The organism is Haloplanus sp. CK5-1 (genome assembly GCF_037201915.1).
Taxonomy (GTDB): Archaea; Halobacteriota; Halobacteria; order Halobacteriales; family Haloferacaceae; genus Haloplanus; species Haloplanus salilacus.
The window spans coordinates 497554-517669 of record NZ_CP147505.1; the positions used below are offsets into that span (position 1 = coordinate 497554).

Annotated in this window: 23 protein-coding genes and 1 tRNA gene; 12 read left to right on the top strand and 12 right to left on the bottom strand. The window is 70.0% G+C overall.

The window, feature by feature from the left end:
• The first annotated feature begins 211 nt into the window (after positions 1–211).
• The gene (locus NBT81_RS02550; protein ID WP_338740827.1) at positions 212–1510 is read left to right on the top strand and encodes a cobyrinic acid a,c-diamide synthase; all 1299 of its coding nucleotides are present in this window, start codon (positions 212–214) and stop codon (positions 1508–1510) included.
• Here NBT81_RS02550 and NBT81_RS02555 read toward each other — a convergent pair.
• From NBT81_RS02555 to NBT81_RS02565, 3 genes are read right to left on the bottom strand one after another with little or no spacing between them, the layout of a single operon-like run.
• On the bottom strand, positions 1507–1776 hold the full coding sequence (locus NBT81_RS02555; RefSeq protein WP_338740828.1) for a hypothetical protein: 270 nt from the start codon (positions 1774–1776) through the stop codon (positions 1507–1509). The genes NBT81_RS02550 and NBT81_RS02555 overlap by 4 nt on opposite strands.
• A complete protein-coding gene (locus NBT81_RS02560; protein ID WP_338740829.1) occupies positions 1776–2852 on the bottom strand; it encodes a matrixin in 1077 nt (358 codons plus the stop codon). The genes NBT81_RS02555 and NBT81_RS02560 overlap by 1 nt, the downstream gene beginning before the upstream one ends.
• Positions 2853–2901: 49 nt before the next feature.
• Positions 2902–5451, bottom strand: a complete 2550-nt coding sequence (locus tag NBT81_RS02565; RefSeq protein ID WP_338740830.1) for a heavy metal translocating P-type ATPase — start codon at positions 5449–5451, stop codon at positions 2902–2904.
• A gap of 195 nt (positions 5452–5646) precedes the next feature.
• Here NBT81_RS02565 and NBT81_RS02570 point away from each other — a divergent pair, with 195 nt between their 5' ends.
• Both NBT81_RS02570 and NBT81_RS02575 read left to right on the top strand, forming a co-directional pair.
• Positions 5647–6027, top strand: a complete 381-nt coding sequence (locus tag NBT81_RS02570; protein ID WP_338740831.1) for a 30S ribosomal protein S6e — start codon at positions 5647–5649, stop codon at positions 6025–6027.
• A 2-nt stretch (positions 6028–6029) separates the two neighbouring features.
• Positions 6030–6455, top strand: coding sequence for a DUF7112 family protein (locus tag NBT81_RS02575; protein WP_338740832.1), 426 nt, complete (start codon positions 6030–6032; stop codon positions 6453–6455).
• On the opposite strand, the gene NBT81_RS02580 is transcribed toward NBT81_RS02575, so the two are convergent.
• Both NBT81_RS02580 and NBT81_RS02585 read right to left on the bottom strand, forming a co-directional pair.
• The gene (locus NBT81_RS02580) at positions 6447–6743 is read right to left on the bottom strand and encodes a hypothetical protein (RefSeq protein WP_338740833.1); all 297 of its coding nucleotides are present in this window, start codon (positions 6741–6743) and stop codon (positions 6447–6449) included. The genes NBT81_RS02575 and NBT81_RS02580 overlap by 9 nt on opposite strands.
• Before the next feature lie 69 nt (positions 6744–6812).
• Positions 6813–7700, bottom strand: a complete 888-nt coding sequence (locus NBT81_RS02585; protein WP_338740834.1) for a hypothetical protein — start codon at positions 7698–7700, stop codon at positions 6813–6815.
• Between the two features lie 225 nt (positions 7701–7925).
• On the opposite strand from NBT81_RS02585, the gene NBT81_RS02590 reads away from it, so the two are divergent.
• The gene (locus NBT81_RS02590) at positions 7926–8345 is read left to right on the top strand and encodes a DUF5807 family protein (protein WP_338740835.1); all 420 of its coding nucleotides are present in this window, start codon (positions 7926–7928) and stop codon (positions 8343–8345) included.
• Here NBT81_RS02590 and NBT81_RS02595 read toward each other — a convergent pair whose 3' ends face one another.
• Together NBT81_RS02595 and NBT81_RS02600 are read right to left on the bottom strand one after the other, a co-directional pair.
• Positions 8346–9542 (bottom strand): phosphohydrolase, encoded by a 1197-nt coding sequence (locus NBT81_RS02595; protein ID WP_338740836.1) that lies wholly within the window; start codon positions 9540–9542, stop codon positions 8346–8348.
• A 46-nt stretch (positions 9543–9588) separates the two neighbouring features.
• Positions 9589–10044 (bottom strand): universal stress protein, encoded by a 456-nt coding sequence (locus NBT81_RS02600; RefSeq protein ID WP_338740837.1) that lies wholly within the window; start codon positions 10042–10044, stop codon positions 9589–9591.
• Positions 10045–10131: 87 nt separating this feature from the next.
• Between NBT81_RS02600 and NBT81_RS02605 the strand changes: the two genes are divergently transcribed.
• Entirely contained in the window at positions 10132–10584 is a 453-nt protein-coding gene (locus NBT81_RS02605) for a universal stress protein (protein ID WP_338740839.1), read from the top strand.
• Here the strand turns inward: NBT81_RS02605 and NBT81_RS02610 are convergent.
• Positions 10563–11099: a GNAT family N-acetyltransferase gene (locus NBT81_RS02610; protein ID WP_338740841.1), complete on the bottom strand. Its 537-nt coding sequence runs from the start codon at positions 11097–11099 to the stop codon at positions 10563–10565. The two genes, NBT81_RS02605 and NBT81_RS02610, sit on opposite strands and share 22 nt — an antisense overlap.
• The gene (locus tag NBT81_RS02615; protein WP_338740843.1) at positions 11096–11464 is read right to left on the bottom strand and encodes a universal stress protein; all 369 of its coding nucleotides are present in this window, start codon (positions 11462–11464) and stop codon (positions 11096–11098) included. Before NBT81_RS02615 ends, NBT81_RS02610 begins: the two co-directional genes overlap by 4 nt.
• Before the next feature lie 75 nt (positions 11465–11539).
• Here NBT81_RS02615 and NBT81_RS02620 point away from each other — a divergent pair, with 75 nt between their 5' ends.
• Positions 11540–12124 (top strand): DUF5806 family protein, encoded by a 585-nt coding sequence (locus NBT81_RS02620; protein WP_425498716.1) that lies wholly within the window; start codon positions 11540–11542, stop codon positions 12122–12124.
• Between the two features lie 14 nt (positions 12125–12138).
• Here NBT81_RS02620 and NBT81_RS02625 read toward each other — a convergent pair whose 3' ends face one another.
• Together NBT81_RS02625 and NBT81_RS02630 are read right to left on the bottom strand one after the other, a co-directional pair.
• Positions 12139–13431: a dihydroorotase gene (locus tag NBT81_RS02625; protein WP_338740846.1), complete on the bottom strand. Its 1293-nt coding sequence runs from the start codon at positions 13429–13431 to the stop codon at positions 12139–12141.
• A gap of 37 nt (positions 13432–13468) precedes the next feature.
• Positions 13469–14167 carry a lipoate--protein ligase family protein gene (locus NBT81_RS02630; RefSeq protein ID WP_338740847.1) on the bottom strand — a complete coding sequence of 233 codons (699 nt, stop codon included), beginning with the start codon at positions 14165–14167 and terminating at the stop codon, positions 13469–13471.
• A 147-nt stretch (positions 14168–14314) separates the two neighbouring features.
• Here NBT81_RS02630 and NBT81_RS02635 point away from each other — a divergent pair, with 147 nt between their 5' ends.
• The 5 genes from NBT81_RS02635 (at position 14315) to NBT81_RS02655 (ending at position 17460) form a co-directional block, all read left to right on the top strand.
• Positions 14315–14761 carry a pyridoxamine 5'-phosphate oxidase family protein gene (locus tag NBT81_RS02635; RefSeq protein WP_338740848.1) on the top strand — a complete coding sequence of 149 codons (447 nt, stop codon included), beginning with the start codon at positions 14315–14317 and terminating at the stop codon, positions 14759–14761.
• A 45-nt stretch (positions 14762–14806) separates the two neighbouring features.
• Positions 14807–15631 (top strand): hypothetical protein, encoded by an 825-nt coding sequence (locus NBT81_RS02640; RefSeq protein ID WP_338740849.1) that lies wholly within the window; start codon positions 14807–14809, stop codon positions 15629–15631.
• Between the two features lie 69 nt (positions 15632–15700).
• Positions 15701–16372, top strand: coding sequence for a DUF7119 family protein (locus tag NBT81_RS02645; RefSeq protein ID WP_338740850.1), 672 nt, complete (start codon positions 15701–15703; stop codon positions 16370–16372).
• A 55-nt stretch (positions 16373–16427) separates the two neighbouring features.
• Positions 16428–16501 (top strand) — tRNA-Lys (locus tag NBT81_RS02650).
• A gap of 158 nt (positions 16502–16659) precedes the next feature.
• The gene (locus NBT81_RS02655) at positions 16660–17460 is read left to right on the top strand and encodes a hypothetical protein (RefSeq protein ID WP_338740851.1); all 801 of its coding nucleotides are present in this window, start codon (positions 16660–16662) and stop codon (positions 17458–17460) included.
• Here the strand turns inward: NBT81_RS02655 and NBT81_RS02660 are convergent.
• A complete protein-coding gene (locus tag NBT81_RS02660; RefSeq protein WP_338740852.1) occupies positions 17457–17921 on the bottom strand; it encodes a deoxyuridine 5'-triphosphate nucleotidohydrolase in 465 nt (154 codons plus the stop codon). The genes NBT81_RS02655 and NBT81_RS02660 overlap by 4 nt on opposite strands.
• 167 nt (positions 17922–18088) lie before the next feature.
• Between NBT81_RS02660 and NBT81_RS02665 the strand changes: the two genes are divergently transcribed.
• Positions 18089–20065: an aconitate hydratase gene (locus NBT81_RS02665; RefSeq protein WP_338740854.1), complete on the top strand. Its 1977-nt coding sequence runs from the start codon at positions 18089–18091 to the stop codon at positions 20063–20065.
• Positions 20066–20116 lie beyond the last annotated feature (51 nt).

The window sequence follows — 20116 nt, forward strand, 5'->3', positions numbered from 1 at the left end:
CACACCCACCGGGAATGCGGTCCGGACGGAGCCCGGTTCGATCCCCGACGACGCCGGAACGGGCCGGGCACACACCGGTTCCGGTCCACGGGTCGGCTGGGCCACGGGCGGCCAGATCTTTGGACACCCCCACCGCAAGAGGTAGATGCGTCCGCCGCGGAGCCGGTCGTATGTGGACACAGCGGACGCGGTCGGCGGGGAGTGAGGTGACGTGAACGGTGTCGTCATCGGTGGCACACGCTCCGGCGTCGGCAAGACCGTCGCGGCGCTCGCGACGATCCGAGCGCTGGAGGCCGAGGGGCTGACCGTCCAGCCGGCCAAGGCCGGCCCGGACTTCATCGATCCCAGCCACCACGCCGCCGTCGCCGGCCGCTCCTCCCGGACGCTCGACGTGTGGCTAGAGGGCGTCGACGGCGTTCGCCGCAACTACCACCGCGGCGACGCCGACGTCTGCGTCGTCGAGGGGGTGATGGGGCTGTACGACGGCGACGGCTCCAGCACCGCCGCCGTCGCCGAGGCGCTCGACCTCCCCGTCGTCCTCGTCGTCGACGCGAAGGCGGGGATGGAGAGCGTCGCCGCCACGGTCCTGGGATTCGAGCGCTACGCCGCCGAGGCGGGCCGCGACATCGATGTGGTGGGCATCCTCGCCCAGCGAGCCCACGGCGGCCGCCACGCCGAGGGTATCCGCGACGCCCTCCCCGCCGGCCTAGAGTACTTCGGCCGCCTCCCGCCACGGGACGACTTGGAGATTCCGGACCGACATCTCGGTCTCCACATGGGCGACGAGTCACCGCTCGACGACGACGCCCTCGACGCCGCGGCGGAGACGGTGCGGGCCGACCGCCTCCGCGCGGTGTCGCGCGAACCACCGCGGCCGGAGTCGGTCGCCCCCGACCCCGCGACGGATGCGACGGTCGCCGTCGCCCGCGACGATGCCTTCCGCTTCGTCTACCCGGCGACGCTCGAACGCCTCCGGGAGCGCGCGACCGTGACGACGTTCGCACCGACCGCCGGTGACGACCTGCCCGACTGCGACGGCGTCTACCTCCCCGGTGGCTACCCCGAGCTCCACGGCGAGGCGCTGGCGTCGAGTCCCGCGCTGTCGACGCTGTCCGACCGGGCCGCCGAGGGGCTGCCCGTGTTCGGGGAGTGTGGCGGCCTGATGGCGCTCGCACGGTCTCTGACGACTACCGAGGGCGACACACACGCGATGGCGGGCGTCCTCCCCGCAGACGTGCGGATGCACGACCGCTATCAAGCATTGGATCACGTCGAACTCCGCGCCCGCGACGACAGCCTCACCGCCGCGTCGGGGACGTCGCTCCGGGGCCACGAGTTCCACTACTCCAGCGCCGACGTGGACGCCGACGCCCGGTTCGCGTTCGACGTCGAACGGGGCGATGGCGTCGACGGCGACCACGACGGCCTGACCGTCCAGCGGACGCTCGGCACCTACTGTCACGTCCACCCCGAGAGCGGGGCGTTCGACGCCTTCCTCGACGGGCTCTAGGGGTGCCGGCGGACCCGAAACTCGCCGTAGCCGCCGTACGCGAGTTCCAGCGCGCCGATCCACCAGTTCCAGCGCTCGGCGAGCGATCCCTCGGGCGCGTCGCCGAGTTCGTCGACGACACCGGTGGCGGTGAGACTCACGCCGCGGTCGGCGGCGAGCCTCCCGGAGTCGGCCAGGTCCCGGGCCGCCCGAACGACCGCCCGCCGCTCCCCCTCGTCGGCGTCGTACCGGCCCGCGAGTTCGGAGTCGAGGCGCGTCTCGTCCATCACTCCCACCACGCGCCCCGCCGTTCGCGGTAACTCGCGTCCCGGAACGGCGGCGGTTTCTCCGCGTCCGCCTCCGCGCCGAGGGCGTGGGCCAGCCAGTAGCCGACGTGCCACCCCACGGCGTCGGTGTCGATGCCGACGAGTCGAACGTCGATCCGGGTGTACGTCTCGATGGCGCCGTCGCCGTCGGGGTCCGTGCCGTAGGACTCGACGCAGGACCCGGTCGACGACGCACAGGAAGACGTCGCGCCGAATCGGATTCGCACCTCGGTGTCCGGTCCGGGCGACCCGACCCGCTCGAATGAGAGGTTGTCGGGCATCCCCGGCGGGTCGTCCTCGTAGTAGGTCAGCGCCCGGTCGGTCTGTCGGACCACGCCGTCGGGGTCGGAGGCGTTCGCCGCGTCGACGTGGACGGTGAAGTCGGTGTCGTCCCACGGGAACGCCCGCTCGGTCGCGTTCGGTTGGGGTTCGGTGTAGATGACCGACTTCGCCCGCATCACGGACGTCGGCGCGTCGGCGTGGGTTCGCCCGAGTGTGTGCCCGAGTTCGTGTTTGGCCACCAGCGTCGTCGACTCGTTTCCGAGACTGGTCTGTACCCACACCGTCTCCGGCCGGTCCACCTGCCGGGGGTCGGTGAGCAGCGGCGCACAGCCGACGGCGTCGCTCACGTCGCCACAGTCGGGGACGTCGTCGGTGAAGGCGACCACGAGGTCCGGTTCCTCTGCGTCTGGTCGCACCTCGTAGTCGACCGAAAAGCCGAGATACCGGTCGTCGTTCGCTTCCCAGAAGTCGGCGGCCTCACGCACCAGTGGCGCGAACGTGCGGTCGCGACTCCCCTCGTTCCGGACGGCGACGACCACCGGATCGCTCCCCCACGGGTTCGCCGTCACGTTGCTCGTTCCCCCACCCGAACCGTCGTCGACGCCGTCGGTGGCGGGCGTGGTGTCGGCGTTCGTCCCTGCCGTCGTCGAATCGGGCGAGGTGGGCGTCGGTACGAACGGCGTCGCACACCCCGCGAGAACGAGGAGCACCGCGAGTGCGAGCGTGGGTGCGAGCGGCGACCGACGAGCCGTCATTTGTCGTCCGTCGGTGACGCGGGGAGAAAACCGTTCGGGCAGTGCGGAATCAGGACTCGGCGTCGCCGTCCGGCCGAACGTTCGCCAGTCGCATCGCGTTGCCGGTCACCGCGAGGCTCATCCCCATGTCGCCGATGACGACGGCGTGGATGACGCTCACGAGACCGAGGGGCGCGCCCGCGGCGAGGACGGCCTTCACCGCGAGCGACGACCAGACGTTCGACCGGATGACCCCGTTCGCCTTCCGGGCGAGGGCGACGAGGTAGGGGAGGCGGGTGAGGTCGTCGCCCATCAGCGCCACGTCGGCCGTCTCGATGGCGGTGTCGGTGCCAGCCGCGCCCATGGCGACGCCGACGGTGGCGGCAGCGAGGGCGGGGGCGTCGTTGACGCCGTCGCCGACCATCGCCACGCCCCCGCCGGCCCGGTTCCACGGCAGGCGCGTCGTCTCGTCGGCCGCCGCCTCCGAGTCGGCGGTCAGTTCGCGGACCGCGGCCACCTTCTCGTCGGGCAGGAGGTCCGCACGCACCTCGTCGATCCCGACCCGGGCGGCGATGGCGTGGGCCGTCCGTTCGTTGTCGCCGGTCAGCATCACCACGCGGTCGATCCCCAACTCGCGCAGGCGGGCGACGGTTCGCTCGGCTTCGGGGCGTACGGTGTCGGCGACGGCGATGACGCCTTCGAGTTCGTCCTCGGTGCCGACGAGGACGACCGACTTCCCGTCGGCCTGCAGGCGCGGCACCACGTCGTTGACCAGGTCGAGGTAGCTGCCGGGTCCGTGGTCGCAGGTCTCGGGAGCCAAGTCGTCGCCCACGGCGACGCCCCCGTCCGTCGCGACGTGGGTGTGTTCGAGGTCGAACCCGAGGCGTTCGAACAGCGACGGCTTGCCCGCGTAGTGGGTAACCCCGTCGAGGTCGGCCCGGACGCCTTTCCCGGTGATCGATCGGAAGTCGGCGACCTCGCGGTCGTCGACGTCCCGATCCGTCGCGTGGTCGACGATGGCAGTCGCGATCGGGTGTTCGCTCCGCCGTTCGAGCGACGCGGCACACGCCAGGACGTCGTCGTCGCTGCGGCCGTTCAGCGCCACCACGTCGGTCACGCCCAACTCGCCGGTCGTGATCGTCCCCGTCTTGTCGAGGGCGACAGCGTCCACCTCGCCCATCGCCTCCAGGCGGTCCCCGCCCTTGATCAGGACGCCGTTGCGGGCGGCACTGGTGATGCCCGAGACGACGCTGACCGGCGTGCTGATGACGAACGCACAGGGGCAGGCGACCACGAGCAGGGTCAACCCGCGCGTGAACCAGACGTCGAGTGGCGCGCCGGCGAGAAGCGGTGGGCCGGCCGCGGTCACGATAGCGAGGACGACCACGACCGGCGTGTAGTACGACGCAAAGCGGTCGACGAACCGTTCGCGGTCTGACTTGTCGCGTTCGGCGTCGGCCACGAGGTCGATCACCGTCGCGAGCGTCGACTCGTCGGCCGGCGCGGTCGTCTCCACCTCCAGGTACCCCTCCTCGACGATGCTACCGGCGTACACCTCGTCGCCCGCGGCCACGTCGACGGGGACGCTCTCGCCCGTGATGGGCGACTCGTCGACGGCGCTCGTCCCCTCGCGGACGACGCCGTCGACCGGGACGCGTTCGCCCGGCCGCACCACGACCAGTTCGCCGACGGCCACCTCGTCGACGGGGACTGTCGTCTCCTCGCTCTCGCTCTCGTCCGCCCCCGACCCACCGCGACGCACCGTCGCCGTATCCGGCGAGAGGTCCATCAACTCCGTCATCGACGACCGAGCGCGGTCCATCGAGTACCGCTCCAGCAGTTCCGACACCGAGAACAGGACGGCGAGCGTCGCAGCCTCGAACGGGAGGTCGACCGCGACGGCGCCGATCACGCCCGCGCCCATCAGAAAGTCGATGTCGAGACTCCGGGCGTGCAGCGAGTACCACCCGTTGCGGAGGATGGCCTGTCCCGCCACCGCGGCCGCGAGGACGTACAGCGCCCACGCGACGGTGATCGATCGACCGAAGACGGTCGTCAGCGTCGCGTTTGATCCCACGAGGAGATACTCGAAGCCGACGCCGGCGAGGAGTGCGACCGCGCCGGCGGCGGTCTTCAGCGCCCGGCGACTTCGCCACGCCGAGGGCGACTCGCGCTCCCCCTCGACCACCTCGTAGCCCGCGTTCTCGACGGCCGCCACCACGTCTCCCCGGGTCGTCCGATCGGGGGTGTAGGTGACCTCGACCCGGCCCGACGCGGGGCGGGCGTCGTGGTCGACGATGCCCGCGACCGACGCCAGTGCCGACTCGACCTTGCCGGCACACGACGAACAGTCCATCTCCGGCACCGAGAGTGTCTCCGTCGTCGTCTCGGCGACGGCGTAGCCCGCGGCCTCGACGCGTTCCCGGATGGCATCCGGGGCCGTCACCCCCGAGTCGTAGTCGACGACCAGCGTCCCGGTCGTCGGCCGCGGGTCGACCGACTCGACCCCCGACAGCGACCGGACGCTCCGCTCGACCTTGCTCGCACACGAGGCACAGTCCATCTCCGGCACCGACGCGCGGACCGTCGCCCCCCCGCCGGCGTCGTCCTCGTCGCTCATTGGTCGCCCTAATCGCCACGTCCTTATTAACGCTCCTGCCAGCAAATCGGCTTTACTGGCCGAATCATTAACAAAAATTTCGCGCGTAGTTGTTAATACGGGGGTTGATCGCGCGACGGCGACGGCGAAGGGACGCCCACACCGGCGACGCACGCTTTCGACGTGCTTTTTATCGGTCGCCGTCTGAATCCGGGCATGGCAGAGTTCAAGGTCGTCGTTTCGGACCCGAACACGGGTCGGACCACGCAGGTCGAGGTAGAGGGACAGGACGCCAACAGGTTTCTCGGGCGCGAACTCGGGGACGAGGTCGACGGCGAGGCAGTCGGCCTCGACGGTGCGACCCTCGAACTGACCGGCGGGTCCGACGACGCCGGGCGGCCGCTCCGGACGGACGTCTCGGGGTCGGCGCTCAAGGAACTCCTCCTCGAAGGTGGCGTCGGCTACGACCCGTCCCGCGACGGCGAGCGAAAGCGCGTCACCGTCCGGGGTCGCGAGATCAGCGAAGCCGTCGCCCAGATCAACGCGAAGGTCGTCGACGGCGACGCCGACTTCGACGACTTGACCGACGACGAGTAGCCGTGTCCGACCGCGTCGCCAGCGACGGGGACGGGGTGACCACCTACCGCGCCCGCGTCGCCCGGAGCGGCGGCACTCGTCGCCCCTGTCTGCGCCTCCCCGAGGCAGTCGACCTCGGGGAGGGCGACGTGCTCCGCCTCGTCCTCGACGGGACCGAGTACCACGCGCCCGTCCGAACCGACGCCGACGGCCGCCTGCTCCGCGGGGCCTACGACAACCGCCGCCTCGCACGGACCGACGGCGAGGGGGCGAACCGACTCGTCTCGTGGCTCCGCGACACGGACCGCGACCCGGGCCAGAGCGTCGACTTCGACGAGGTGACGCCGGGCTACCTCTACGGCGTCCGCGTTCCGGGAACGCGGACGGTGTACTCGGTCACCAGCCGACCGGACTCGTCACTCTCGGCCATCGCCGAGGACTTAGAGTAGTGCCCACACCCTGAGCGCAACGCCGACGAGCAGAAACGCCGTCCCGAGCGTCAGGAGGAGCAACAGCCACGTGGCCTGTTCGCCGACGCCGACCTCGACCCCGAACACCGTCGCGTCCGCGTCGACGAGGGAGGCGACGGCGGCGACGACGATCCAGAGCCCCAAGACGGCGGTCGCGGCCGGTAGGAGCGTGACCGACGACGCCAGATCGAGTGCGCTGTCGGCCAGCACCGCCGCGCCGAACGCGGCGTAGACCGCGCCGGTGAGTCGGGTTCGGTCGGCGTCCATACCGACAGTCGATCGTCCGGGAACAGGTGTGTTTCGGTTTCCCACGGAGAACGGCCGATCGATACGTCGTCAGGAGTCCTCCGTCGGATCGACGATATCGATCCCTTCGGGGATCTCCACGACCGGATCCACGGGCCTGATACCGCCGATTTCGTCACCACTACCGCCATCGTCGCTGCCACTCCCACCGTCGCTACCGCCGCTACTGCCGCCGTCACTACCACCACTGCCGCTACCGCCACCACCACTGCCGCCGCCACCGCCACCAGCGGTCTTACACGTGGCGTTGCACTGGACGGAACACGAATTGCTGAACCCGTTGCTCCACTTGCCGAGGATGGTCACGTTTGCCTCGCAGGAAGCTACGTTCCCCCCGCCGCCACAGGCCGTCTTGCAACGTTCGGCGCACTCGCCCCTGATGGCGTCGATGGCGATCACACCCGCACAGAGGATCGCGATGGCGACGATGGCCACGATGACGGGGTTCGCGTCGACGGCGGCGAACACTTCGTACTGCTTGTCGGCTTTGAGGTCGTGGAAGACCCCGAAGTACGTCTGGTCCTTGTCCCGGGGACCGGGGTACGTCCGAACGGAGAGTCGGTAGTTCTCTCCGGTCTCCCCTCTCGATTCGTGCCGGAGGGCGTAGGTCGTCATCCGGTCGGACTCTTCGACGACCGTAGTCGTGATCATCTGGTACTCGCGCCGGTCGAGGACGAGCCGAGTCGTGAACGGGAAGCCCTCGGGGAGCATCCGCTCGTTTTTCATCACGAGTGTGTCGTCGTCGGAACGCGGATCCCACTCGTAACAGACCGCATCGCCGGACTCGCGGTCACGGAGGAACACGAGCCGGGGATCACCCAGAAACACGTCCTCCAACGAGGGGTCCCGCCCCGTCGACGCCCCCTCGGCCGGTGTAACGCCGGTTCCGTCGGCTCCGGTCGGGTCGATGTCGTTCATTGACGAACACCGGTCGGCCATCTAGTTGACAATTACTTAATTATTGTTCAATATCATTTATCGGTGTGAGACGCGACTCGGCCGAGGAGCGTGGCGGTCCCGCCGCTCGGCTCGTGGGAACCGTCGGGGATGGCGACCCGGTGCTATAGGATCGTGGGCGGTCGGACGCGACCCGCCGTCGCCCCGAAACGACCGTTCTTTACCCCTCGGCGGCCACGGACCGGTATGACCGACACCGACCTCGACGACTTCCTCGCGGGCGACCGCTTGGACCACGTCGCGCTCTATCTCACCGACGACTACCTCGACGACGACGCCCTGTCGTCCCACGGGACGGCCGTCGAGGGCGGCGTCGTCCTCGTCGTGCCCGGGGACCGCGGGCGGGACCTCTTCTCCGCCGGTACCGGGATGGACGCCATGGCCTTCGCCAAGGAGGCGATGGGTACCGAGGGCGACGTCGACCACACGCTGCAGGGCGGCACCTGTCCCGACTGCGGCCAGGGCGCGGCGTTCGTCCTCGCGTTCGCCGAGGCCCAAAACGAGGAGGTGGGCGGCATCTACGCCGAGGGCGACGTTATCCACGCCTACGCCGCCTGTCCGGACGGCGACGCGTTCTCGGATCGGTGGCTCGTGGGCGAGGCGTAGTTACTCGTCGGCTTCCGTGTCCCGTCCCACGAGCCGCTCGAACGCCGCGAGGATCACCTGTCGGGTCGCGTACCCCTCCGACGACCAGTGGTGGGCGTAGTCGAGCATGTCGTCGTAGATGTCCGGCTTACAGCCGGCGGCGCGGGGGTGGCCCCCGCCGTTCACCTGTTCGGCGACCTCGTGGCACCGCTCGAACCCCTCGCTCCCCCGGATGCTCGCGCTCCCGGCGGGCTTGACGATCACGGCGGCGTCGGCACCGCGCTCGCGGAGCGTCTCGGCCACCTCGTTCTGGGAGCAGCGACCGTAAGTGACGCCGACGGTCCACGGCCCGACCGACCGCATCTCGGCGCGGTCGACCGCCGCCTCGATCAACCGCTTCTTCTCGACGCGCCGGTCCTCGAGGTAGTCGACCACGGGGTCGGGCAAGTCGGGTCCGTACCGCCCGACCACGGTGACGTACTCCTCGGCGCTCGCCCAGTGAGCGTAGTCGGCCAGGTCGTCGCCCCGGGGGTCCTCCTTGATCCAGAGGTCGTGATCCCGGGTGACCGCCGCCAACGCCTCGAGGTGGTCCGGAAACGCCGTATCGAGCGAGCGGAGTGCCACGTCGGCCGTACACTCCTCGTCGGACTCGCCGACGACGAGGTCGACGCCGGCGTCGCGGACGGCGGCGGCGGCAGCGTCGTCCCACTGGTGGTGGTCGAACCACCGCACTACGTCGGCGCGGTCGACCACCGTGTCGACCGTCTCGCCGATGGTGGCGTCGTCCGGACAGAGGTCACAGACGTAGACGTCGACGCCGGGGTCGGCGTACTCCGCGACGCGGTCGAGGGCCTCGGGGAGCGAGTGCGGACTGGCGGTGACGAGGCCGACCGGGGACTCCTCCCGGTCCTCGTCCTCGTCTTCGTCTCCGACCTCGCCGTCGCCGTCCAGCGCCGGATCGACGCGGGCCGCGAGCGATTCCTCGAAGGGTGCGACGTCGAGGGCGGCGTCGTACACCTCGCGGAGCAACGCCACGCAGGCAAGGCCGTCGGCGTCGCCGTCCGCGATCACCACCACCTCCGCGCCCTCGATGGCCTCACGAGCGCGCCGGTCCGCGTACTCCTCGTCGAGCGAATCCGGGTAGAAGAAGCCCGCACCCGGGAGCCGGGATTTCCGCGAGAGCGAGAGCCCGTCGGCGTCGATCAGATCGTCGTCCATACCGAGAAGTCGGGGGCCGACCCGAAGTATCCCGCGATCCACCCCGTCAGGCGGCGGCCTGGTCGCTCCCGACCTCGCCCTTGTCCAACTGTCGCACGGTCAACACCGGTACGGGACAGGTTCGGACCACCCGCTCGGCGACGCTCCCGATGAGAAACCGGTTCTCGCCGTGGCGACCGCGGGTCCCCATCGCCACTACGTCGGCGTCGACCGACTCGGCGTACTCGCGGATCTCGGTCGCCGGTCGACCCTCGCGGACCGCCGTCGTCACCGACCGATCCGTCGCCGCCGCCACCTCTTCGAGGGCGTCGTGGGCGGAGTCGTCGAAGGCGTCTCGCATCTCGTCGCGGACCCGTTCGGGCGAGGCCTCGATATCCCCTTCGTCGATCACGTAGAGGGCGTGGACCGTCGCGTCGAACCGATCAGCGAGGTCGAGTGCGACGCTCACGGCCCGGCGGACGCTCTTCGACCCGTCGGTCGCGACGACGATAGTGTCGAACATGGGGGTGGGTTCGCCCGGTCGAGTGATAAAGCCCGCGTCGCGGCGCGGTGGGAGCGTTTTTTCAGCGTGGGCCGCGCACACGTCTTCATGACCGATCCGCTCTCCCCGTCGCTCGTCCTCGTTCCCGTCGACGGGAGCGAGGAGTCGCTCTCGGCCGTCGAGTACGCGACCGCCGTCGCCGCCGAGTACGACGCCCGGATTCACGCGCTCTACGTCGTCGGCGAGGATCTCGCCCGCGCCATCGGCACCGGAGCGGTCGACGACCAGACGCTCGCGGCCGACACCGAGGCGTTCCTGGAGGCGGTCGCGGACATCGTCGCCGAGGCGGGCGTTCCGCTCTCGACGTCGATGACGCACGGCTTCTCGACGGCGCGACTGTCCCGTCATCCGGGTAGCGTCGTCCTCGACACCGCCGAGGAGGTCGACGCCGACTTCCTCGTCGTCCCGCGCGAACCCGTCTCCGGCGACCCCGACGAGGTGCTCGGCAAAGCCGCCGAGTACGTCCTTCTCTACGCGAGTCAGCCGGTGCTGTCGGTCTGAGCCAACTGGAGTTCCATCTCGTGTTCGAAGCTCTCGGTGTCGGTCGGGCGAAAGCCCATCTTCTCGTAGAGGGTGATCGCGGGGTCGTTCCAGCGCTCGACGGTGAGCCACACGCGTTCGAAGCCCGCCTCCCGTCCCGCGCCGAGTAACGCCTCGACGAGACGCGTCCCGATGCCCGACGACTGGTACGCCTGGAGGACGAAGATGGCGAGCTCGGCGACTCTGTCCTCGTCGTCGGGAACGAGCGTCGCGTGTCCGACGGGGTCGTCACCGTGCCACGCGACGACGTTCACCGTCCCCGACCCGGTGATCGCGTCCAACCAGTCGGTGATCCGGTCGGTCGTCGTGGGCGGAATGCCCTGTGCGCGGTCGGCGGAATCGAACGCCTCGTACATCGCCGTCAACGCCTCGCACTCCCGTTCGTGGTCGTAGGACTGAACGGTTATCGTCCGCCCCTCGCGGTCGTCGAAGGTCAGCGGTGGCGACGGGAATTCGCCGGTGGTGTCGTCGGTCATCGGACGAGCGTCACCGAAACGTGCGAGTTCAACAGGACGAACTCCGCGATACTCCCGAGTTTGATCTTCCCCATGGGACTGGTCTCGCCCCCACCGATGGCGATCCGATCGAACCCCTCGGTTTCGGCGAGTTCGACCAGTTCGCTTCCCGGATCGCCGTCGAGATGGCGCACCGACGCCGTCACCTCCCGTTCGTCGAGGGTCGCCCGCACTCGCTCCTCGATCCCATCGGGGGTCGCCTCGGTTGCCGGGTTCCGGAGGATCGCGACCGTCAGGTCGTCTCCGGTCTCGGTGACGCGGTCGACCACCCGCTCCAGTGCGCGGAGCGAGTCGTCGCTCCCGCCGATGCCCAGCAGTATCTTCATGCCCACCAACTCGGGGCCCCGAGTCAAAAAGGGTGGCCGTCGCGTCGGACGCCCCTCGAACGCGACGGAACACTTTTGAATCGGCGCACGGAACCGCGGCGCATGAGCGACGACGCGCCCGCGGCCGGGGACGACGCCACCCCCGAGGGCGACGGCGCGACCGGATCGTCGGTCCCGGACGACGTGCGCAAGTACGAGCGTTTCAAGAAGATCGACGGCGCACAGTACGACCGCGTCAACGACTTCCTCCGCGATCGGACGTACGTCACGGCCCGCGAGTGGGCCATCGCCCGCCTCTGTGTCGACTTCCGCACCGAGACCGGCGTCGAGATGACGAAGATTGGCGAGAACCTCCCCCAACTCGTCCCCTTCATGACCGACACCTACTCGCCACAGGCGGTCAATCAGGCCCGTGCCGCTTTCGAGGAGAAGGTCCAGAAAGCCGGCGCGACCTTCCTCTACGGCGCGATGTCCGGCTTCTTCACCGCCGAGGAACTCGACGAGATGATGTACGAGGTGACGGAGGTGGCGAAGTTCCTCCTCGAGGTCGAGGGTGTCGACCTCGCGGCGGCCGAGGAACTCGACGCTGAAGACCGCATCTCCGAGGTCATGCGCGAGGTGCGGGAGTCGAGCCAGGAGGTCCGGAGCGACCTCGACTGACGACCACTCCGCACTCAGCGCACGTTCTCGCCCTCGGCCGCGCGAAAGGTGTCCATCGCCCCGTCGTAGACGCGGTCGCCCCGAACCGTCGTCCACTCGGGGAAGACGGCCGATCGGCCCTCGAACGACGTCCACCCGCAGTTGGAGTGGAGACGCTCCCCCCGAACCGGTCGCGGCCGGTCCAGGTCGTACAGCGCGAGGTCGGCGTCCCGCCCGGCCTCGATCCGTCCCTTGTCCACCAACCCGAACGTCTCGGCGGGTGTCGTCGCCGTCAGGTCGCGGACCCGCTCGACGGTCAGCGGGCCGTCGAGCGTCTCGGCCAAGAGGAGCGGAACCATCGTCTCGACGCCGGGGACACCGCTCGGAGCCTCCCAGAGCGTCGTCTCCTTCTCCGCCCGCGTGTGGGGCGCGTGGTCGGTCGCGACGGCGTCGACGCGGCCGTCGACGATCCGGTCGTAGAGGGCGGCCCGACGCTCCTCGCTCCGCAGAGGCGGGTTCATGCGCCCGAACGTCCCCAGTTCGTTGAGGTCGGCCCGCGAGAGCAGGCAGTGGTGGGGTGTCACCTCGCAGGTCACGCGGTCGGGGGCGTCGGCGACGATGTCGACCGCCTCGGGCGTGCTGGTGTGGGCGACGTGGAGTCGCGCGCCGGCGTCGACGCCGATCTCGACGGCGCGTTCGACGGCCACGATTTCGGCCTCGGCGGTGCGGTAGGCGCTCCACGGGTCGGCGTCGGCGTTCCGACCCGTCCCCGATCCGGTGCCGTGGACGCCCGATTCGAAGCGGGTGGCGTCCTCGGCGTGGACGGTCACGGGGACACCGGCGTCGGCGGCGCGGGCGACGGCGTCGGCGAACAGGTCGCCGTCGATCCCCATGTCGCCGGTGGAGTCGGCCAGAAACACCTCGCCGAGCGCGACGATCGGGCGGTCGAACAGCGTCTCGGGGTCCCAGTCGGCGGTCACGCCGCCGTTGATGCCGAAGTCGACGAGCGACTCCCGCGCGAGGAGTTCCTTCTGGTCGTAGGCCGTCCCGGTCGTCGTCGGGGGGTCGGTGTTCGGTTGGTCGACGACCGTCGTGACGCCGCCAGCGGCGGCGCTCCGAGACCCCGTCCGCCACGTCTCCTTGTGTGGCGCGCCGGGTTCCCTGAAGTGGACGTGGACGTCGACCGCCCCCGGTAGCAGGAGGCATTCGTCGGCGTCGATCGTCCGACCGTCGCCGTCGAGGTCGATCCCGACGGTGTCGATGCGTCCTCCGTCGACGCGAACGTCCCGGACGCGGCCATCCGCGAGCGTCGCGTTCCTGACGAGCATACCCCCACCTGTGACCCTGCCGTCGTAAGTCTCCCGCTCACGCTTCGGTCTCGGCCTCGGTTTCGACCACGACGACCGTCGGGTCGGCGTCACCGACCAGCATCCCCTCGATGGCGGTCCCGACAGCGCCCGTCTCGGCCGGCCCACCCACGGCCGCAACGCTCCCGACGCTCTCGGGATCGAAGGGCTGTCCCAGGGCGGCGTACACCGGAGCCAGGACGCCGGCGAACGCCTCGCGGTCGTCGACGACGACACATCCGGCGACCAGGGCGGCGTCACCCCGGACCCGTTGGGCCACGCCCGCGACCTTCCCGTCACACTGCAGCGAGTGGGAGCCGGGACAGAACGAGCCGGCGGGCTCGCCGACCGTCGTGTCGACGCCGACTGCCGCGAGCGCACGACGGAGGCGGGCGGTCGTCGCCTCGTAGCGGGCAGTCAGCCCGGTTCGGGCGTCGTCGACCGGAACGGCGCGGGCGAACGCGACCGTCGACCCCGTGTGGGCGACGGCCCGCCCTCCGACCCGGCGCTGGACGGTCGGAAACCCGCGGTCGCGGGCGACCGAGACGGCCCGGTCGTACCCCGAGGTGGCGGCCTCGCGCCGCCCGAATGCGACGTGTCGCGGGGGCGTCCACACGCGGACCGCCGGGTCGCCCGTCTCGGCCGTCCGTGCGAGCATCGCGCCGGTTCGCTGGCGGTCTGCCGCGACCGTTCCGGCTCGACCCCTGACGACGCGCATACGATATCGGAGCGCCGGGAGACACATAATTGGCTCGCGCGAGGGGCGGGGACGAGAGACGCCGCCGGCCGTCGGGCATAAATACTCCGGGAATTCGCATCGCGTAGTAATGCAACATATATACGCGTCACCGAACGCGATCAAACGATGACCGCCAACGCGATGACTCGTGCCGAAATCGACGCCGCCCTCCACGAGTCGGGGGTCGGCGTGCTGTCGTTGACCGACGGCGCGGAGACGTACGCGATCCCCGAGTCGTTCGGGTACGACGGAGAAAACCTCTACTTCCAGTTCGCTTACGAGGAGGGGAGCCAAAAGATGGCGTTCGCCGAGACGACCGACCTCGCGACGCTCACCGTCTTCAGCGAACGGCCCGCGTGGAGTGTCGTCGTCCGTGGCGACATCGCTCCGCTCTCCGAGGTGGATGCTCCGGAAGCGGCCGACGCCATCGCGTCGAACGCGGCGGTCCCCCAGTTCAACGTCAGTCCCGACTCGCCGGCCCAGGACCTGCAGTTCGACCCCTACAGACTGACGCCGACCGAACGGTCGGGGCGGGCGTTCGGATCGATCGACGGATCGACGGAGACGTTTTAATTCCGAGTCGCGAGACCTATCACTCCGCCCGCCCGAACGACCCGTATGGTCACCGTGCCGGCGTCGACGCTCGCCCCCTTCGAGCGGTTCTCCCGTTACAACTCCCCGTACACGGCCCACGACCACGGCCGAGCGATCGACCTCTACCCCACCGGGGAGCGGGGGCCGTCGCCCGTCGCCGGCGAGGTGGTCGACACCCGAACGGTCCGCGCGCCGTCCAGATCGTACGCCGCCGATCACGACCACCTGATCCTGATCGACACTGGCGAGCGCGTCGCTCGGATACTCCACGTCGACCCCGCGGTGGAGGCCGGCGACCGAGTCGCGGTCGGCGACGACCTCGGAGCGCTGGTCCGGTCGGGGTTCTTCGCTCCGTGGGTCGATGGGCACGTCCACCTCGGCTTCCGGACGCCGGACGCGAACCCCTACCGGGCGGCCGGGTCGCTGCCGGTCGAAGTAGCGGTCGACCCCCGCCCGATCCCGTGGGACGGATCGGGCGTCGTCCGCGAGGTCGGCGAGACGTACGTCGTCCTCGACGAGCCGAGCCACCCGAATCCGGGGTCGTGGGCGGGGCTGGCCGGCGCGTCCGGAGTCGTCCTCGACGGCGGCTGTCCCCACTACGACGGCGGCGGCGTACTGCCGACGACCGACGGCGAGCGCCAGCCGGTGTCGGTCGCGGGCACGCGCGTCGGCGTCGCGGAGGGTCGCGACGTGACGTGGGACGCCGTCACGCCCCGTGCGAACGGCCGGCCGGTGACGGGGCTGTCGCTGTTCGTCGCCCGCGACGCGACGTTCGGCGCGAAGGTCGTCTGTCCGGACCACGACTTCGCGGTCGGCGACCGCATCGAACTGTCGATCCGGTGGTCGTGAACCGGGCTGGTCGATCCGGACACACGCGCACGGGAAACTTTTCACTATCCCCGCCAAACGGCGAGTAGGATGAGCGACGAGTCCGACACGTTCGACCGGCCGGTCGACCGGGAGTCGCCGGTTGGCGAACCGGTCGTCCGCGCCGATCCGACGGTGACCGGCGAGCGTGCGGAGGAGGCCGTCGGGTTCGACCCCGACGACCCCGAGAGCGTCCAACTCGCCGCCGACGTGGTGCGCTCGTTCGCGGAGAACACCGTCGGCTCCGAGGACCACGTCTACATGCTCCGGGGGGCGGCGGCGTGTGCGGCGCTGGTGCGGGGCGTCGGCTCCTACAAGGCGGCCGCGGAACGCGCCGGCGGCGACGTGTCGGTCGCCTTCATCCGCAAGTGGGCGCGGGTCCACGACCTGCCACAGGCCATCCGCCGACACGTCGCCCGCGGCACCGTCGCTCCCACTGCCGCGAAACACATCGCGCGCGTCTCGGGCGACGACCGCTACGCGCTGGCGTGGGCGACGCTCGAACACGACCTCACCGTCCGCGAGATCCGCAGTCTCGCGAGCGAGGTGGGCAACGGCGCGTCCGTCGAGGCGGCGCTCGCGGACCGCGGCCTCACCCTCGGGCACATGTCGCTCACCCTCCCTCCAGCCCAGTACATCGAACTCCGGCGGCGGGCGTCCATCGAGAACCGCGACCCCGACGACCTGGTGGCGGAGGCGCTCGAGGCGTATCTGGGTCTCTGATCGACCGGCCGTCGCTGAAAACGCTTATAGGTCCGCCACGGATACGGGATGGCGAGGGCCGGTAGCTCAGTTAGGCAGAGCGTCTGGCTTTTAACCAGACGGTCGGGGGTTCAACTCCCTCCCGGCCCGCTTCTGCGCGACACTACGCGACGAGCGGAGCGAACGGAGTGAGCGACGCGAAGAGTCGTGTCGCGCAGAAGCGGCTACTCCTCCCACCCCCGATCCAGTCCCTTCCCACCTCGAAGCCGTCACAAGACATATGCCTCGACCGTCAGGACTCCCCAGCCATGCGACAGCCCTCCACGTCGCCACGAACCCGCCGTGCCGTGTTGTCCGCCCTGGGGACGGGACTCGTCGGTCTCGCCGGGTGTGCGGGGGGTGGGACCGGCACCGACGACACCGAGCGCTACCCGACCGTCGAGCGGTCGCTCGGCGAATCCCACGACCCGCGGTCGGGACCGACGGTGACCGTCCGCAACCCGCGGCTCCGGACGGCCGTCGTGATCGACCAGCACACCAGTCCGGTGGGGATGACTGCCGGTCGCCAGTTCGTCGTCGTCGACGTCGAGAGCGCGGACGACGCCGATCCGGGGTCGTCGAGTCGGTTCCGGGCGCTGACCGACGGGACGCCCGCCGAGGGCGGGTCCGCGTCGCTCCGATCGGACGTCCACCCCGCGGAGCGGGGGCGGCCGGTCGGCGTCCCCGTCGCGGTCGACGCCGTCGACTCGGCGGGCGTGGCGTGGGTGCGGGGCCTGCCGAAGTCGGCGGTGTGGGCGCTGCCCGAGGAGGTGGTCGGCTCGCTGGGGACCGCCGCACGGTTCGAGGTCGAGGAGGCCTCGGTGTCCGACGAGACCGACCCGGAGGTGACCCTGGTCGTCCGGAACGCGGGCGACCGCGATGGAACCTTCTACGCGAACGTGAGCGGATCGCAGGTCCAGGACGGCAACGCTATCGTCGGGGTCGAGGTGCCGGCGGGCGAGACGGTCACCCACCGCGAGCGGCCGGGGATCAGGGCCCCCGCCGGCGAGGAGACCCGGGTCGTCGTCGCGTGGGGAACCGACCGGGTGGCGGTCGTCGTCCGGCCCTAAGTGTTCTCGCCCTGGTAGCTGCCGTCGTACGTGCCGTCGTGGTTGGCCTCGGCGAACACGAGTTGGGCGATCCGTGCGCCGGGTTCGATCTCGACGTCCCGGTGGACGACCAGCAGGCCTTCGCCCCGTCCCTCGTATCCGGCGTCCCAGACGGCAGTGTGGAGCATGCAGGCGTTGCGCAGCAGCGACGACCGGGGGTAGACGAAGCCGACGTGACCCTCGGGGATTCGGATCGTCTCGCCGTAGCGGAGGACGTAGCCGCCGACGGGAAGGGCGTACGCTCCGGCGTCGGGGTCGGGGTCGACGAGGTCGCGGTCGCCGATCCGCTTGCCGTCGCGGGAGATGCGGCCACCACGCGTCTCGAAGATCGCGTCGACGGTCAGATCGACGCCGTTCGGCTGCACCTGTTCGGTCTCGACCGGGGAGACGTGATCGGCCACGAACGAGCCGGCACGGAACATACCGGCCGGACGGCGAGGGCCGACAAAACCGTGCCGATCGCGGCAGTGGTCGACCGCCCGGAATCGGTCGTAGATGGCGCATACTCTACGATACGGGCCGCTGAGCGGGGTTTGGCGGCGCGAAAGGCGCGGGATTTATATCCGTCGGCGAGGGATAGCCGGACGTTATGGAACAGACGCTCACGGAGAAGATTCTAGACGACCATCTGGTCGAGGGAGAACTCGAACCCGGCGAGGAGATCGGGATCGAGATCGACCAGGTGCTCACGCAGGACACGACCGGCACGATGGTGTGGCTCCAGTTCGAGGCGCTCGACCTCGACGAGGTCCAGACCGAACTCGCCGCGCAGTACTGCGACCACCAGACGTATCAGTTCGACTTCAAGAACACCGACGACCACCGCTTCCTCCGCTCCGCCGCGGGCACCTACGGCGCGTACTTCTCCCGGCCTGGCAACGGCATCTGCCACAACGTCCACAAGGAGAACTTCGCCGCGCCCGGGAAGACGATGCTCGGGTCCGACTCTCACACGCCGACGCCGGGCGGACTGGGCGAACTCGCCATCGGCGCTGGCGGCCTCGACGTCGCCGTCGCCATGGGCGGGGGGCCCTACTTCGTCGAGATGCCCCACGTCGTCAACGTCCGCCTCGAAGGGGAACTCCCCGAGTGGGCGAGCGCGAAGGACGTGATCCTCGAACTCCTCCGTCGGCTGTCGGTCAAGGGCGGCGTCGACAAGGTGTTCGAGTACACGGGGCCGGGGGTCGAGAGCCTCTCCGTGCCCGAGCGGACCACGATCACGAACATGGGGACGGAACTCGGCGCGACCACCTCCATCTTCCCCACCGACGAGCGGACGAAGGAGTACCTCGAACGGCAGGGCCGCGGCGACGAGTACGTCGACCTCTCGCCCGACGAGGACGCCGAGTACGCCGACGAGATCGTCGTCGACCTCTCCGACCTCGAACCGCTGGTCGCCACACCGTCGATGCCGGACAACATCGTTCCCGTCCGTGAAGTCGCGGGCGAGGACGTCGAACAGGTCATCGTCGGCTCCTGTACCAACGGCGGCTACGCGGACATCCTCCCCGCGGCGAAGATGGTGGAGGGCCGCGAGATCAAGAAGGACCTCGAGATGATCGTCGCCCCGGGCTCGAAGCAGGCCGGCGAACTCCTGGCCCGCGAGGGCTGGACCGCCGAGATGATGGCCGCCGGCGTCAACGTCTCCGAGTCGACCTGTGGCCCCTGTATCGGCATCGGGCACGTCCCCGCCTCGGACTCCGTGTCGATGCGGACGTTCAACCGCAACTTCGAGGGCCGGTCGGGCATCGAGGACGACTCCGTCTACCTCTGCTCGCCACAGGTGGCCGCGGCGGCGGCGCTGGCCGGCGAAATCGTCGACCCGCGCGACCTGGCGGAGGAACTCGGCGACATGGAACCGCCGGGCGTCGAACTCCCCGACCAGTACGACGGCTCCAAGGCCGACATCATCGAACCCGAGGAGGCCGTCGACGACGAACTCATCAAGGGACCGAACATCGGTGACGTGCCGCTGAAGGATCCCCTCGGGGCCGACATCGACGGCGAGACGCTCCTGAAGATGGGCGACAACATCACGACCGACCACATCATCCCGGCCACGTCGGAGATCCTCAAGTTCCGGTCGAACATCGACCGGCTCTCCGATTTCACCCTCTCGCGGGTCGACGACACGTTCGCCGAGCGCGCGAAAGCCGCCGGCAGTAGCGTCCTCGTCGCCGGCGAGAACTACGGGCAGGGCTCCTCCCGTGAACACGCCGCGATGTGTCCGATGTACCTCGGCGTCGAGGCCGTCCTCGCGCAGTCGTTCGCCCGCATCCACAAGGCGAACCTCTACAACTTCGGACTGTTGCCCCTGACCATCGACGAGGAGACTTACGACCGGATCGAACAGGGCGACCACGTCGAGGTCGTCGACGACGTCGCCGCGGCCGTCGAGAGCGGCCAAGAAGAGTTTACCGTCCGCGTCAACGACGACTGGGAGGCGACCGCCGAGTTCGACGCCTCCGAACGCGAGCGCGAGATTCTCGCCGCCGGCGGCAAACTCACTCTCACGAAACAGCAGTACGACGAGGACGCGGGCGGCGCGACACCCGCCGACGACTGACCGTCCTCGGATCGCCAGAGGGCTTTTGCTCCCCACCGCCGTAGCCGGCCT